General features: G+C 61.5%; 12 protein-coding genes. 6 read left to right on the top strand and 6 right to left on the bottom strand.

Going from position 1 to position 13865, the window contains the following annotated elements; genetic code table 11:
* The first annotated feature begins 336 nt into the window (after positions 1 to 336).
* Entirely contained in the window at positions 337 to 1344 is a 1008-nt protein-coding gene (locus tag QM649_RS03385; RefSeq protein WP_415197597.1) for a hypothetical protein, read from the top strand.
* A 69-nt stretch (positions 1345 to 1413) separates the two neighbouring features.
* Here QM649_RS03385 and QM649_RS03380 read toward each other — a convergent pair whose 3' ends face one another.
* The 3 genes from QM649_RS03380 to QM649_RS03370 all read right to left on the bottom strand — a co-directional run bounded on the left by QM649_RS03380 (position 1414) and on the right by QM649_RS03370 (position 4406).
* Positions 1414 to 1728 carry a hypothetical protein gene (locus QM649_RS03380; RefSeq protein WP_415197596.1) on the bottom strand — a complete coding sequence of 105 codons (315 nt, stop codon included), beginning with the start codon at positions 1726 to 1728 and terminating at the stop codon, positions 1414 to 1416.
* A gap of 127 nt (positions 1729 to 1855) precedes the next feature.
* Positions 1856 to 3121, bottom strand: coding sequence for an aminotransferase class I/II-fold pyridoxal phosphate-dependent enzyme (locus QM649_RS03375; RefSeq protein ID WP_415197595.1), 1266 nt, complete (start codon positions 3119 to 3121; stop codon positions 1856 to 1858).
* 70 nt (positions 3122 to 3191) lie between these two features.
* Positions 3192 to 4406 carry a pyridoxal phosphate-dependent aminotransferase gene (locus QM649_RS03370; protein ID WP_415197594.1) on the bottom strand — a complete coding sequence of 405 codons (1215 nt, stop codon included), beginning with the start codon at positions 4404 to 4406 and terminating at the stop codon, positions 3192 to 3194.
* 190 nt (positions 4407 to 4596) lie between these two features.
* On the opposite strand from QM649_RS03370, the gene QM649_RS03365 reads away from it, so the two are divergent.
* Positions 4597 to 5787, top strand: a complete 1191-nt coding sequence (locus tag QM649_RS03365; protein ID WP_415197593.1) for a tetratricopeptide repeat protein — start codon at positions 4597 to 4599, stop codon at positions 5785 to 5787.
* A gap of 21 nt (positions 5788 to 5808) precedes the next feature.
* On the opposite strand, the gene QM649_RS03360 is transcribed toward QM649_RS03365, so the two are convergent.
* The gene (locus QM649_RS03360) at positions 5809 to 6807 is read right to left on the bottom strand and encodes a CsgG/HfaB family protein (protein ID WP_415197592.1); all 999 of its coding nucleotides are present in this window, start codon (positions 6805 to 6807) and stop codon (positions 5809 to 5811) included.
* Between the two features lie 245 nt (positions 6808 to 7052).
* Between QM649_RS03360 and QM649_RS03355 the strand changes: the two genes are divergently transcribed.
* Genes QM649_RS03355 through QM649_RS03345 form a run of 3 tightly spaced genes read left to right on the top strand, consistent with a single transcriptional unit; the run spans position 7053 to position 9354 of the window.
* Positions 7053 to 7481 carry a MarR family winged helix-turn-helix transcriptional regulator gene (locus QM649_RS03355; RefSeq protein WP_415197591.1) on the top strand — a complete coding sequence of 143 codons (429 nt, stop codon included), beginning with the start codon at positions 7053 to 7055 and terminating at the stop codon, positions 7479 to 7481.
* Positions 7478 to 8794, top strand: coding sequence for an MFS transporter (locus QM649_RS03350; protein ID WP_415197590.1), 1317 nt, complete (start codon positions 7478 to 7480; stop codon positions 8792 to 8794). Before QM649_RS03355 ends, QM649_RS03350 begins: the two co-directional genes overlap by 4 nt.
* On the top strand, positions 8785 to 9354 hold the full coding sequence (locus QM649_RS03345; protein ID WP_415197589.1) for a cysteine hydrolase family protein: 570 nt from the start codon (positions 8785 to 8787) through the stop codon (positions 9352 to 9354). Before QM649_RS03350 ends, QM649_RS03345 begins: the two co-directional genes overlap by 10 nt.
* A gap of 74 nt (positions 9355 to 9428) precedes the next feature.
* Here QM649_RS03345 and QM649_RS03340 read toward each other — a convergent pair whose 3' ends face one another.
* Together QM649_RS03340 and QM649_RS03335 are read right to left on the bottom strand one after the other, a co-directional pair.
* Positions 9429 to 10589, bottom strand: coding sequence for an esterase (locus tag QM649_RS03340; protein ID WP_415197588.1), 1161 nt, complete (start codon positions 10587 to 10589; stop codon positions 9429 to 9431).
* Positions 10590 to 10670: 81 nt separating this feature from the next.
* Positions 10671 to 11237, bottom strand: a complete 567-nt coding sequence (locus QM649_RS03335; RefSeq protein WP_415197587.1) for a GNAT family N-acetyltransferase — start codon at positions 11235 to 11237, stop codon at positions 10671 to 10673.
* Positions 11238 to 11379: 142 nt separating this feature from the next.
* Here QM649_RS03335 and QM649_RS03330 point away from each other — a divergent pair, with 142 nt between their 5' ends.
* Complete coding sequence (locus QM649_RS03330) at positions 11380 to 13857, top strand: ABC transporter permease (RefSeq protein WP_415197586.1); 2478 nt, start codon at positions 11380 to 11382, stop codon at positions 13855 to 13857.
* The last annotated feature ends 8 nt before the right edge of the window (positions 13858 to 13865 follow it).

The raw sequence follows: 13865 nt of genomic DNA, 5'->3' as shown, positions 1-13865 counted from the left end.
CAGGGGTTGCCTCAGTAAAGAAATGCGCTGGCATGAGCCTTCTCATGCCAGCGCTTCACTCCTTGCCATCGCAAGCAATCCACTGCAGGCTGGAAGCGCATCGACTGTGTTCTCCATCACAGACCGTGTTGCATTTCGCGATCTACAGTCACAACTGTAGTGGCCTTGTCGAGGAGAGAATCTCCAGGACAAGGCCGGCGCCATTCATTTGGAACGCGGGCGGTGACAAATACCTCCGACAGGCGCAGGCACGCTCTGCTTCGATGATGCCTGCGCTTCTGTCATCGCCGCGTTCCTGCCGTGAGGCTGCAACAGCCGAGCAAGGAGCCTGCTTCGATGAACACCCGCACCTATCCGTCTTTTTCTTCTTCCTCATCCCTGGTTCGCATCGCTCTATCTTGCATTGCCCTGCTTTCATTTGGCGCGGCGGCTGCCAATGCACAGAGCCTGGGCTATGAAGGCCCCACCGGCGTCTTCGTTACGCCGCTCGCTTACACATCAGCATCGCCGACGCACGGCCTCGGTAAGCCCTCGGTCGCCTATCACTTTCTCGATACAGGATCGGTAGTCGGCACCTACAGCACCGTCTCCATCACGGAAGGCGTCGCCGGCCGCTTCGAATTCGGCTATACCGGGGTCACGCACTCCGCGGGCGAGGACAAGAGCAACGCCGTGAACCTGAGCCCGCTGTGGAACAGCGGCTATAGCATTGTGCACGGTAAGGCCACCATCGTTTCCGAGAATGCTTTTCAGCAAAAGTGGCTGCCAGCGATCGCCGTCGGCGGCATCGTACGCATGAATGACAGCAACGTGGGCAATGGCGTGAACTCAGACTCCCTGCACACCGCGCTCAGCATCACCTCTGGTGTACAGGGCACCACGAATGGCGACATCTATCTCGTTGCCACCAAGGTGATTCCGCAGTTCACAAAGATTACGAAGAAAGTGCCGCTGCTGCTCTCCGGCGGCGTGCGCGGAACGAATGCTCAGCTTTGGGGCATTGCCGGCAACGCGCCCGAATGGAGCGCCAACGCTTTCGGCACCGTAGGCTTCGTCTTCACCGCTCCGAAGAAGACCACAATCATCCTCGCCGCCGAAGCCGTGCAGCAGCCGCGTCACCTCGCTGTCACACTTCCCAGCGGACATGAGACCGGCATCCTCGACTTCCCTACTTCCGAGGTCTACGCGGTTCGCGTCACCCCTGGCTTCGCGCATAAGTTCAATGCTGACCTGGGCGTATTGCAAGCCGCAGGCAATGTCGGGAGTTCACCCACGTTGCCTTCTGTCCTGGTGAACCTGAATGCGCGCGCCCGCGTTGCCTTCGGTCTCTCCTACGGCTTCTAAGCTTCCCCGCCGCAACAAAAGGCCCGCACTGTGCAAGCGCAGTGCGGGCCTTCTCATTTCGATTCGCGATTACTGGCGCTGAAAGGCATCCTTGCCTTGCGCAGCCGGAGGAGGAGCCTTCCCCTCTTCCGCTCCGAGATCCGCGCGTGCCTGCGTGTCATCGTAAGGCTGTTTGCCGTCCGCTCCGGCCGCTGTGGGGGAACCCGGTACTGGCGGCTGCCCGTCGCCGCTGGCCACAAGGGCGGGATCCTGCTTACCCGTGGTCGTGTCGTCTCGCACCCCGGCGAATGCCTGCTTGTTCGTTCGCCCCGTCTCACAGCCGGCCACGAGCACGGCTGCCGCCATCAGCATCACACCTGCCACCCTGCGCAACGAAGAAGCCATCTTCCCATCCCGAAAAGAGAGATCGAAATTCGCACACCACTCTACCACCGGCACACTTCTTCTGGCCTCGCACAAAGAAGAAAGGCCGGCATCGCTGCCGGCCTTTCCTGTTTTTGAAGAGAAGAAACTACGCCTTGGCTCCGGCAGGCTCCAGAGCTCCGGCTTCCTTCTCCGCGCAGGCCAGACGCACACAGAGCACCACGGCCTCAGCCGCAGCGCGCACGTCCTCGGGCTTGGGGAACGAGGGCGCGATGCGGATGGTCCGGTCGGCTGCGTCCTTGCCGTAAGGATGCGTCGCACCCGCGGGCGTGAGCACCACACCTGCGTCCTTGGCCAGGCTCACTACACGCTTCGCGCACCCCTGCGGCACGTCGAGGCTGATGAAGTAGCCGCCCTTGGGCTGGGTCCAGGTCACGTCCTTAAGGCTGGAGAGGCCGGCCGCGAAGATCTCTTCCACCGCCGCGAACTTCGGTGCCAGCAGCGCACGATGCTGTTCCATCAGCGCAGCGATACCGGCCGCATCCTTGAGGAAGCGGACATGACGGAGCTGGTTGACCTTGTCCGGACCGATGGTGCGCGGAGTGAGGCGCGCGAGCAGCCAGGCCACGTTCTCCTTCGACGCGGCAAAGCCGCCGATGCCCGCACCCGAGAAAGTGATCTTCGAGGTCGAAGCGAAGACGAAGGGACGATTCGGGTTGCCATGAGCCGCCGAACGCTCGAGGATGTTCGCAATCTCGATCTTCTCGTCGGTGAGGTGATGCACGCCGTAGGCGTTATCCCAGAAAATGCGGAAATCTTTCGCGGCGGTCCTCATCGAGGCAAGGCGCTCGACCACTGCATCCGAGTAGACCGCGCCCGTCGGGTTGCTGTACTTGGGCACGCACCAGATGCCGCGGATGGAAGCATCGGCAGCCACCAGGCGCTCGACCTCGTCCATATCCGGACCTTCGTCGTTCATTGCCACCGGGATCATCTTGATGCCGTAGTCTTCGCAGATCTTGAAGTGGCGGTCATACCCCGGAACCGGGCACAGGAACGAGATTTCTTCTTCCTTGCCCCAGGGCTTTGCGCTGTCCACATTACCCTTGACCAGCGAAAACACGATGGTGTCGTGCATCAGCGAAAGGCTGGCATTGTTCGCCAGCACCACCTGCTCGGCGGGCGCGCCCAGCAGCGAGCTCAGCAGCTTCCGCGCCTCGGTCAGGCCCTGCAGGCCGCCGTAGTTGCGGACATCCGTCGCACCCTCAGCGGTGAAGTCGGCCGTGCCCGGCAGACCCAGCAGGTCGTTCGAAAGATCCAGCTGCTCCGGCGCGGGTTTTCCGCGGGTCAGGTCCAGCTTGATTGCCTTGGCGCGAAGCGCCTCGTATTCCTTCTGCAAAAGATCCAACGACATCGTTACTCCTCCTGGCATTCCAGCTCTCGGGTGGTTCCAATCTGTCACTGTGACGGATACAGATCCGCCACTACGCTTTATTTCTCAAATCCGCGAAGAACGCCTTCATCCGCGCCATGCCCTCGGCTACCATCTCGTGCGAGGTGGCATAGGAGAGGCGCAAATGCTCATGCGTGCCGAAGGCCTCGCCTGGCACCGTGACCACGTGTCCTTCCTGCAACAACCGCGACGCCAGCTCCATCGACGTCTGAGCTCCGGGCCTGCCGAGATACGCCTTCACATTCGGGTAGACGTAGAACGCGCCCTCCGGCACCGTGCAGGTAATCTCGGGAATCTCACTGAGCCCTGCCAGCGCCTCGTCGCGCAGCTTCAGGTAGTCGGCCCGCATCTCCGCCACGCACTGCTGCGATTCGCTGAGCGCGGCGACGGCAGCCTTCTGCACAAAGTGCGCGGAGGATGAAGTCGTCTGGCTCTGCAGCTTTCCCATCGCCGCGATGATGGGCTTTGGCGCGAGCGCGAAACCGGCGCGCCAGCCCGTCATCGCATAGGTCTTCGAGAGCGAGCCCAGAACAACGACGTGCTCCTTCGCCTCGGTATACGATCCGCCGCTCACCGGGGAGCCCTTGTACGTGAGATAGGCATAGCATTCATCGAGCAGCACGTAGATGCCGCGCTCGTGCGCCATCCGCACCACGCGCTCGAGATCTGCCGTATCCATCACCGCGCCGGAAGGATTCGACGGCGAGTTCAAGATGATGGCCCGTGTGCTCGGCGTAATCAGCAATTCAATCGCTTCCGCCGTGATACGGAAGTTGTCGGCCTCGGAAGTCTCGAGGAAGACCGGCCGCGCGCCCATGTATTGCACCATGTCCTTGTACGAGACCCAGTACGGCACGGGCACGATGACTTCATCGCCATGGTCAATCAGCGCGGAGATGGCGTAGAAGATGGCCAGCTTGCCGCTGGTAGTGAAGATCGCCTCGTCCAGGCTGTAGTCCGAGCCGAAGTCCGCGGCGTGGCGCTCGACGATCGCACGTCGTACCTCGGTGATGCCGGGGGTCGCCGTGTAGCGGGTAAAGTTCTGCTCGATGGCCGCGATCGCCGCGTCCTTGATGTGGCGCGGCGTGGGGAAATGCGGCTCGCCCGCACCGAAATCGGACAGGGCCACACCCGCGGCTTTCAGCTTCGCCGCTTCCGCCACGACCACCGCCGTGGCCGAAACCTCGAACCGGCCGATCCGCTCGCTGAACTCTCTTGCCACTCCCGCAGTCGTACTCGCTGTCATCTCCTCTTCATTTTTTCATGACTTGCGGCCCGTGGTTTCTCCCCTGGACGAAAACCCCGTCCAGCCCCTGCCGATTCGCTCTATACTGGTGCCCCGAAAGCGCTTTTTGGCTTTCCGATGCAACCTTCGGGCCCCGCACGCTCCCTCCCTCGCTGTCAGCACCTACACCACATCTCTTTCGGAGGAGATCATGGCCCGGCGCCTCGGCTTCGTCCTGTTGTCCGCACTGCTGTGTGTCACGGCTGCGGCCACGCAATCCCCCACGCGTTTTCTGGCCTGTGAATCGCGCGACAACACCTGCGCCCAGCCTTCGTCCACGCTCGACCAGACATGGACCTTCGACGGAACGGAAGGTACGGCCACCTCCACGAGTGAAGAGCAACCCGCGCATCTCTCCATCCAGAAATTCGACAGCACCGCATTGGTGATCCAGCGCACGGACACCTCGGGCCGGACCGCCGTCTACACCGGCACAGTCCAGGGCACACACATCAGTGGCACCGTGCAGTGGAGCTGGCCCGGGCACGCAGGCTACCCAGCAAGCGGCGTCTTCTCCGCCATGCTGCAGGACTCCGTTGCCGCGGTGCCGGCACCAGCTGCGCTCACATCTGCAACAACATCTCCCCTGCCGCCGCAGCTTCTGGTCTGCGAGAACCAGGGGCCACCATGTAGCTCGGCCTGGATCTTTCACGGCACTGACGGCACAGCGGTATGGTTTGATCAGAACCATACGCACGCACACCTGAGCATCGTGCGTGCCGAGCCGGACTACATCGTGATCCGGCGCACGGATACCACCAGCCCCAACTCTGCCGTCTACACCGGTTCACTGCGCGGCGATCACTATGTCGGCACGATCGTCTACAGCAGCCTCGGGCATCCCGGCGACCGCACCGGTTCCTGGAGCGCGAGTGTGCCGAAGTTCACCTGCGATCCGCACGACGACCTCAGCCGCCAGGAGGCCATGACTACCGGGCAGACCGCGCTGATGTTCCACCACGGCGCCGAAGCGATGGCCTGCTACACCGTAGCCGCACGCGACGGCGACGTGACTGCGCAGCGCGTCGTCGGGCTGCTCTATTACCAGGGCAACAACGATGTGCCGCAGAACTATACGCAGGCGCTTTACTGGCTGCAGAAAGCCGCCGACCAGGACGTCTACCAAGCCGAAAGGCTGGTTTCACAGATGTATGAAGCCGGTCTGGGCACGAAACCAAACCCCGCGCTCGCAAAGATGTACCGGGAACGCGCCGACGAGCAGAAGCACGACTTCGAACGCGAGCAACAGCGAGCAGACATGAAAGAGGAAGGCGCCGCCAATCGCAGCGCCCAGGTACTCTCGAGCTTCGTCCTCGGCGCCTCCTTCGGCCTCTTCTGGTAGCGGCCGAAAGCTGCGGCCGGTCTATTCCATCGGCTCGGCCACATCCTTGCTCTGTGGCAGGCCGCCGGCACAGGTGCCCGAAGCGTTCGTGTCTTCCACATCCGAGATCGTCAGCACGCAGATCTTCTGCTTGCGCACGATCGGCTGCCCTGTCGTCGGATCCGTCAGTCCAACGCTGACGGTGCGCGTCACCTGGAAGTGATCACCCGCCTTGATGCCCGAGCCTGCGCCTTCATTGATAAACACACTGCCGTTCGCAATGCCGGCAACCAGCGCCGGGGCGGCCTTCGGTTTCGGAGCGCTTGCGATCACCGCTTTGAACTGCGTTGCCAAATCGGTGGTGACCGAATCCACGGCCTTCGCCGTCTCATTGTCCTGGATCACCTTCGGATCGCCGCCGCTGGACTTCTGTTTCGCCGGAACACGAATCGCGCCGAAGTTGAACCCTTGCGACTTCGAGGTCTCTCCCACAACGACGCTGTCCTGAAACTCCGACTTCGGCTGCGCAAGGATCACCGCCGTCTCCACGTCGATGAGCCGTGCGTTCGCACGCAGCACCATCGTGCCGGTCGTCTTCGAGGAGCCATTCGACCCATCCTGATGCGTGGAGTAGCTCGCATCGTAGACGTTGACCAGTACCACCTGCGAAACACCAAGCAGCTTGCCGATGCGCGCCGCGGTATTGGCATCGGAGCGGTCGCTGTTCTGAAAGTTCTGCTCCTTGATCAACTTGTCCACGCTTGCCCGGTCAATCAGCGTGATTCCCGGCTGCCCGGCTAACTTGGCGTTCAGGTCGTCAGAGACCCGGGCCTCCATGGCCGCAATGCCCGGGTTTCCCCGCGCCGCCGAGCCGTTCGCCTCCATGATCGCCAATCGCCGGCTACCCTGACCGATCAGCAAAGGACATACGCCCACCAACAGCCACACCCACGCAACGAAACGCACCCGCATCCTTCCTCCTGCGATCCGCACCGCCGCACGACGCACTCCATCGCGCTCGCTGTAGGCGATCGGCGACATCTTCTTCCCTGGATTTGCATTGAAGGCCCGGCACTGCCAGCAGGGGGAGAGGGCACCATCATAGCCCAGCGCTGCAAACCGCCAAACGAAATTTCCCCGCGCTGTTTTCACGCCGCCCACCGCATCGGAAAACCGGCCTGTACGCTCGAACGGAGCAGCTCTTTGGGATAAGGATTCGCATTCCATTTCGCTCAACTAGACAGATAAACTTGCAAGATAGACTTCTAATATGGAAGAATGAATTCATGTCACGGAAGCCTTTTGAAACCTCCGTCGCCGAACTCACCCAATCGCTGGGTCTGCTCATTCGCCGGGTGCGAGCGGCTACCGACAACCATGAGCTCTCGCTCACCGAATCCATGGTGCTCGCCCGGCTGGACCAGCAAGGTCCTCTCACGACTGCCGAACTGGCGCGCATCGAGAGCATGAAGCCACAGTCCATGGGCGCAACCGTCGGCGCACTTGAAGAGGCAGGCTTGGTGCAGCGTACGCCGCATCCCACGGACGGCCGCCAGTTGCTCGTCTCTCTAACGACGAAGGGCGCCGAGATGCGACGCGCCTTCAAGGATGCCAAGCGCTCGTGGATCGCGAACGCGATCTCTCAGCTCGACAAGCAGGAGCAGGAAACGCTCTTTGCCGCTGGAGAGATTCTGCGCCGCCTGGCCGAGCAGTGAACTCGCGCTTCAGTCACGCCTGGCAGGCACTGCGGCATCGCAACTTCCAACTCTTCTTTTTCGGCCAGGGCATTTCACTCGTCGGCTCATGGATTACGCGTGTCGCTACGACATGGCTCGTTTATCGGCTCACGCACTCGGCGCTGCTGCTCGGTGTGGTCGGCTTCTGCGGACAGATCACCTCGTTCCTGCTCGGTCCTCTGGCCGGCGCGTGGGTAGAACGCATGCCACGGCGAGAACTTCTCCTCTGGACGCAGTGCGCTGCGGCGGTGCAGTCCCTGGCGCTGGCCGCGCTCACGCTTTCGCACCGCATCACTCTCGTCGAGATCGTCGCACTCTCCGCGCTGCAGGGTGTCATCAACGCCTTCGACGCACCCGGCCGGCACTCGTTCCTGATCCAGATGGTCGATGACCGCGCGGACCTCGGCAACGCCATCGCCCTCAACTCTGCACTGGCGAATGGCGGCCGCTTCATCGGACCTGCGCTCGCCGGACTCTTGATCGCAGCCGTAGGCGAGGGATGGTGCTTTTTTATCGACGGCATCAGCTACATTGCCGTCATCGCATCGCTCGCCATGATGCGCCTCAGGCCCGCGGAGCCGCAACGGGCGCACGCCGGCATACTCGAACAGCTGCGCGAGGGATGGAATTACGTCCGCGGCTCGCTGCCCATCCGCACGGTGTTGATACTTTTCTGCGTGCTCAGCCTCATCGGCTATTCCTTCTCGGTCCTGCTCCCGGTCTTCGCTGCGCAGGTGCTGCATGGCAATGCGCGAACACTGGGATGGCTCAGCTCGGCAAGCGGCGCAGGCGCGCTCGCCTCGGCGATTTCGCTGACACTCCGCAAAGGCATCCACGGCCTGCCGCGCGCACTGCAGATTGCGACGGCTGTGCTCGGCTGCGGTCTTATCGCGCTGGGCTTCTCGCACTCGCTATGGCTCTCGATGTTCCTGCTGGTGTGTGTCGGCTTTGGAGTCATGCAGGCTGCCACGATCACCAATACCGTCATCCAATCCCTGGTGCCTGAAGACAAACGAGCGCGCGTGCTCAGCTACTATGCGACGGCTTTCTTTGGTGCAGCGCCCTTCGGCAACCTGTTTGCGGGCGCGCTGGCGCATCGCATCGGAGCACCGCCCACGGTGATGCTCTGCGGCGCGTCCTGCCTCGCAGCCGCGCTTTGGTACACGGCGCGAATGGCGCGCATTCAGGCTTCTCTCCCCGCTCGTACCGCGAGTGGCGACTCTACAAGCTCTCCATCCGTTTCAACCTTAACCGTACGTTCCAGCGATCGAAAGGAATCTCCATGCCTCTGACTCAGCTCGAACCAAAGGCCGCTCTCATCGTCATCGATCTTCAGAAGGGCATCCTTGCCATGGCTGCCGCCAGCAACCTCGCGGACTCCGCCAACGAAGTCATCAAGAAATCCGCATCGCTTGCCAAGGCCTTCCGCGAGCGCGGGCTCCCGGTCGTGCTGGTGAATGTCGCAGGCGCCGCCGCGGGACGCATCTCGCGGCCTCGCCCGGACTTCTCGCAGTTCCCAGCCGACTTCACCGAATTGCTGCCTGAGCTGGATGCACAGCCCACCGACCATCGCATTACCAAGCTTGCCTTCGGCGCCTTCCTCAACACCGGTCTCCACGATTGGCTGCAGGAGCAGGGAGTCACACAGGTCATCTTCTGCGGCATTGCCACCACCATCGGCGTCGAATCCTCCGCGCGTACAGCCTATGACCTCGGCTATCACGTGGTTTTCGCCTCCGATGCGATGATGGACATCAAGCCGGAAGCGCACACATACAGCATCGAGAACATCTTTCCCCGCCTTGGCGAGATTGACACCACCGAAGCCATCCTCACCAAGCTCCGCGCATAAGCCAAACGGCGTGCATTTGTCACCATCACAATGACAAATGCACGCCGCGTTGGCCCAATTGGCGATTGCAAAGATTAGCGAAACAACAACGGTGCGAACTGGCTCAGGTCGTCCCGCCACACTGTCCACTGGTGCATGCCGGGCGTAGCAATCGCCACCGGCTGCATTCCGTTCGACTTGAGCCACGCGATGAACTTCTGGTTCGGCTCATACAGTGCATCCTCGGTTCCGCAGGCAATCCACAGGAGTTTCAGCTTTTTCTGCAACTCCGGTCCACCTGTTGGTGTGATTCCAGGAAAGCGCGTGGCGTACTGATCCTCCGTGATGCGTCCAGCGCTGAAGGCGCCGATCCAGGCAAAGTCTTCCGGATGGTTGAGCCCTGTCGTCAGCGTTTCTGCACCGCCCATGGATAGTCCCGCAATCGCATGATCTTCGCGCTTGTCGGAGATGGGATACTCCTCTTTCACGCGCGGCATCACTTCCCCGTAGAGCACCTTCACAAACTCCTGCACGTTATTGAGCGAGATGGCAGGATCGCGGTGCGGCGACCAGCCGTCTGCGATGACCCGCATGTCTCCATAACCAAGCGGCATCACCACGATCATCGGTTTTGCCTTGCCCGCTGCGATGAGGTTATCGAGAATGACGTTGGCCTTGCCCATCTCCGTCCACGCGCTCGCGTCATCGCTGAAACCATGCAGCAGGTACAGCACCGGATACTTCTTCCCACTATGCGGGTCGAACCCCGGCGGGGTATAGACGTAATATTCGCTGTGGATGCCCACAATCTGCGATTCGTAAAAGTGGTGATGCACCACGCCATGCGGCACATCTGCCGGCTCCCATGGCATCGCCGGGTGCCCCGGCACCAGAAAGACATTGGAGTTGGTGAAGTAACTGGTCTTCACCGATGTATTGAAGGGATCGAGGATGTTCGTCCCATCGACCGCGTAGCTATAGCTGTAATACTCGGGAGCGAGACCGTTCACCGTCGTCGTCCACACCCCGTCGCTTCCCTTCGTCATCGGAATCGGCTCTTTGTAGCCTTCCAGGCGCAACCCCACACTCTGCGCATTCGGCATCGCAAGACGAAAGGCGACCGAGCCATCCGCATGCACTACCGGTTGCGGACCGTTACTCGTCTGCACGGTCTTATCCGCAGCGGGATTTCCCAGTTGCGCGACCGCCGCAACACTTGCACTCCAGGCAGCGGCAAGGGTGCACACTACCAGCATTTTCCGCTTCACTCGAGACATTCGAACCTCACGGCGAGGAATAAAAGATCGCGGCGATCATAGCACCCGTTGAAGCGCCCGTCAGACTGCGCGCTCTTCGCGGTTGATCCCGCGCTCGATGTCCTCGAGCACACGCCCGCGGCAGGCTCTCCACTCTTCTGCCGTCTGCTCCCACACTTCCGCGAACATCACGCCGCCGACGTACGAGTCTTCCATGCGCTCCACCACGCGCATCCCCGTCTTTTCCGAGATGCGGCGAGACTCCGCATTCCTGATCGCCTTGGGCGCACGCAGCCGCGGCTCGCCCAGCACCTCGAACCAGAAGTCATTCACCGCGGCAACGGCTTCGGTCATCAATCCGCGCCCATGCCATGCCGTGCCCAGCCAGAAGCCGCGATTGGTCTTGTCGCCCTTCACCAGGCAGATCGAGCCGATGATCGTATCGGGCGCATCGTTCAAGCGAAGTGTCCAATGCCACTCCCGGCCCTCAGCCATCGCCGGCAATGCCGAATCGCGATAAAAAGCAAAGCAGCCATTGTCCGGAAATGGCCAAGGCACGCGGCTGTTCAGGTACTGCACGATCTCCCAGCGAGCGAAGAGAGGCTGCGCCTGCTCCGCGTCCTCAAGACGCAAAGGCTGCAGTTGCATACGAAAGGTTCTAAGGACCGGCACCATCCCGACCAATTTATCAATCTCACCCCGTTTTCATCGGAACCGCTCGCGATCCATTTGCGTATCCCGAAATACGGCGCTCTGCGCCCCCACATTCCTGTCCCTTACGGGAGGCCGTATGACGCTGTTCGGAACGCAGCTGCAACAGGTATTCCGCCGCCTTGGCCGCGCACCGCTGTTCACGATCATTACGCTGCTCACCCTCGCCATCGGTGTAGGCGCGAACACAGTTATTTTCAGCGTGGTGAACGGCATCCTGCTCAAGCCGCTGCCCTATCCTCATCCCGAGCAGATCATCAGCGTATGGATCCGGGCCGAAGGCATCAATATTCCGAAGCTCAACATGGCTCCGTCCTATTACTTCACCTATCGCGAGCAGAATACGACGCTCGAAGATATCGGAACGTATGACGGCGACGCTTTCAACGTAACGGGCTCAGGCGCGCCTGAGCATGTGAATGGCGCCGATGTCACCGAAGGCGTGCTGCCGATCCTTGGAGTGAAGCCTGTCCTCGGCCGGCTTTTCAACCGGCAGGACGATTCCCCGAATGGCCCTCACACCGTTCTCATCTCCTACGGCTACTGGCAGCGCAAATTCGGCGGATCGCAGTCGGTCATTGGCAGCACCTTCGTTGCCGATGGCCAGACGCGCCAGATCATCGGGGTACTGCCCAAGGGCTTTGCCATCGGCGATCTCACCTCAGCGGACATCTACGCACCGATGCAGATCGATCGCTCGAAGGTCCACCTCGGCAACTTCAATGACAATGCCATCGCCCGTATGAAGCCGGGCGTGACCATCCAGCAGGTACAGGCCGACCTCGGCCGGTTGGGTCCGGTTGTCCTGCGATCCTTCCCCACGCCGCCGGGCTTCAGCATGGACCTCTTTGAAAAGGCGCACTTCCAGCCGCTCGCATGGTCCTTCAAGAAAGACGTAGTCGGCGATATCGGCAACGTACTGTGGGTGTTGATGGGTTCGATCGCGATGGTGCTGCTGGTGGCCTGCGCGAACGTTGCGAACCTTCTGCTGGTCCGCGTGGAAGGCCGCCGCCAGGAACTGGCCGTGCGCTCCGCGCTCGGAGCGGGCTGGATGCAGATCACGCGGGAGCTGCTGGTTGAGAGCTTCGTGCTCGGGATCGCAGGAAGCCTGCTGGGCCTCGCCCTGGCATGGGGAGGCCTGCACGCACTGCTCGCCATCGCGCCTGAAGGACTGCCCCGCGTGCAGGAGATCGGCATCGATCTGCCGGTGCTGCTCTTCACCTTTGGACTCGCTCTTTTCACCAGCCTGCTGATCGGTGTGATCCCGGTCTTCAAGTATGCAGGCGCGGGCATCAATGCAACGCTGCGCGAAGGTGGCCGCTCCATTAGCCAGAGCCGCGAGCGGCATCGCGCGCGCAAGACTCTCGTGGTCGTGCAGGTGGCGCTTGCTCTGGTGCTGCTCATCTGCTCCGGGCTGATGATCCGCACCTTCCTCGCGCTTTCGCATGTCTCACCTGGTTTCACGCATCCGGAGGCGCTGCAGACCTTCCGCTTCTTCATCCCGGAAAGCCAGATTCCGGATTCGCAGGGCGACAAAGTCATCCGCATGGAGCAGGAAATCCGCGACAAGCTCGCCGCACTTCCCGGCGTCTCCGCCGCGGCGATAGCCAGCTCGGTCCCGATGGATGGCCGCCACTCCATGGATCCCGTCTTCGCCCAGGACCACACCTACGGCACAGGGGAACTGCCGCCCATACGCAAGTTCATGTACGTATCGCCAGGAACCTTCGACACCCTCGGCACACGCATCGTGGCAGGGCGAGACTTCACCTGGAGCGATAACTACGACAAGCATCCTGTGGCCGTAATCTCGGAGCAGTTTGCCCGCGAGTACTGGAAGACTCCGGCGAATGCGCTGGGCAAGCACATTCGCGTAGGCACCTCCGATGACTGGCGCGAGATCATCGGCGTCGTCGAAGATGTTTATTCCGACGGAGTTGATAAGCCGGCTGAGTCCACTGTCTACTGGCCAATGCTGCTCGACCGGCTCGAAGGCAACCCGACGGAGGTCCAGCGCTATGTGACTTACATCGTGCGCAGCCCGCGCGCCGGATCACAAAGCTTCATTCACGAATTGCAGCAACAGGCCTGGTCCCTGGAGAATCAGGTTCCGCTCTCAAACGTGCGCACCGAGGCGGAATACCTGACCCAGTCGATGGCCCGCACCTCCTTCACGCTGGTCATGCTCTGTGTTTCCGGCTCGATGGCGCTACTGTTGGGCGTCATCGGCATCTACGGCGTCATCGCCTATTCGATCTCGCAGCGCACCCGCGAGATTGGCATCCGCATGGCCTTGGGCGCGCAACGCGAATCGCTGACCGCTCTCTTCGTTCGCCAGGGACTTCTGCTCACCGGCATTGGCGTGGCCTGTGGCCTGATTACAGCCTTTCTCTCGATGCGGCTGATGTCTTCGCTGCTCTTCAATGTCAGCCCTGTGGATCCTCTGACGTATGTAGCCATTAGCCTTGCGGTGATCGTTGCCGCATGGCTTGCCTGCTATCTTCCCTCGCGCCGCGCAGCATCCATCAATCCTGTGCAGGCTCTGCGGTCGGAATAATTAAAAAG

This window comes from Silvibacterium sp. (assembly GCF_047605705.1).
Taxonomy (GTDB): domain Bacteria; phylum Acidobacteriota; class Terriglobia; order Terriglobales; family Acidobacteriaceae; genus Silvibacterium.
The sequence above is the reverse complement of the archived record's forward strand: the minus strand, read 5'-3'. Positions and strand labels throughout refer to the sequence as shown.

What these genes read in the sequence shown, in the direction of transcription:
- QM649_RS03340 (WP_415197588.1), bottom strand. Translation starts at nt 10,589, where the DNA reads ATGCTGGTAGTGTGCACCCTTGCCGCTGCCTGGAGTGCAAGTGTTGCG.
- QM649_RS03360 (WP_415197592.1), bottom strand. Translation starts at nt 6,807, where the DNA reads ATGTCGCCGATCGCCTACAGCGAGCGCGATGGAGTGCGTCGTGCGGCG.
- QM649_RS03365 (WP_415197593.1), top strand. Translation starts at nt 4,597, where the DNA reads ATGGCCCGGCGCCTCGGCTTCGTCCTGTTGTCCGCACTGCTGTGTGTC.
- QM649_RS03345 (WP_415197589.1), top strand. Translation starts at nt 8,785, where the DNA reads ATGCCTCTGACTCAGCTCGAACCAAAGGCCGCTCTCATCGTCATCGAT.
- QM649_RS03380 (WP_415197596.1), bottom strand. Translation starts at nt 1,728, where the DNA reads ATGGCTTCTTCGTTGCGCAGGGTGGCAGGTGTGATGCTGATGGCGGCA.
- QM649_RS03355 (WP_415197591.1), top strand. Translation starts at nt 7,053, where the DNA reads ATGTCACGGAAGCCTTTTGAAACCTCCGTCGCCGAACTCACCCAATCG.
- QM649_RS03330 (WP_415197586.1), top strand. Translation starts at nt 11,380, where the DNA reads ATGACGCTGTTCGGAACGCAGCTGCAACAGGTATTCCGCCGCCTTGGC.
- QM649_RS03375 (WP_415197595.1), bottom strand. Translation starts at nt 3,121, where the DNA reads ATGTCGTTGGATCTTTTGCAGAAGGAATACGAGGCGCTTCGCGCCAAG.
- QM649_RS03370 (WP_415197594.1), bottom strand. Translation starts at nt 4,406, where the DNA reads ATGACAGCGAGTACGACTGCGGGAGTGGCAAGAGAGTTCAGCGAGCGG.
- QM649_RS03385 (WP_415197597.1), top strand. Translation starts at nt 337, where the DNA reads ATGAACACCCGCACCTATCCGTCTTTTTCTTCTTCCTCATCCCTGGTT.
- QM649_RS03335 (WP_415197587.1), bottom strand. Translation starts at nt 11,237, where the DNA reads ATGCAACTGCAGCCTTTGCGTCTTGAGGACGCGGAGCAGGCGCAGCCT.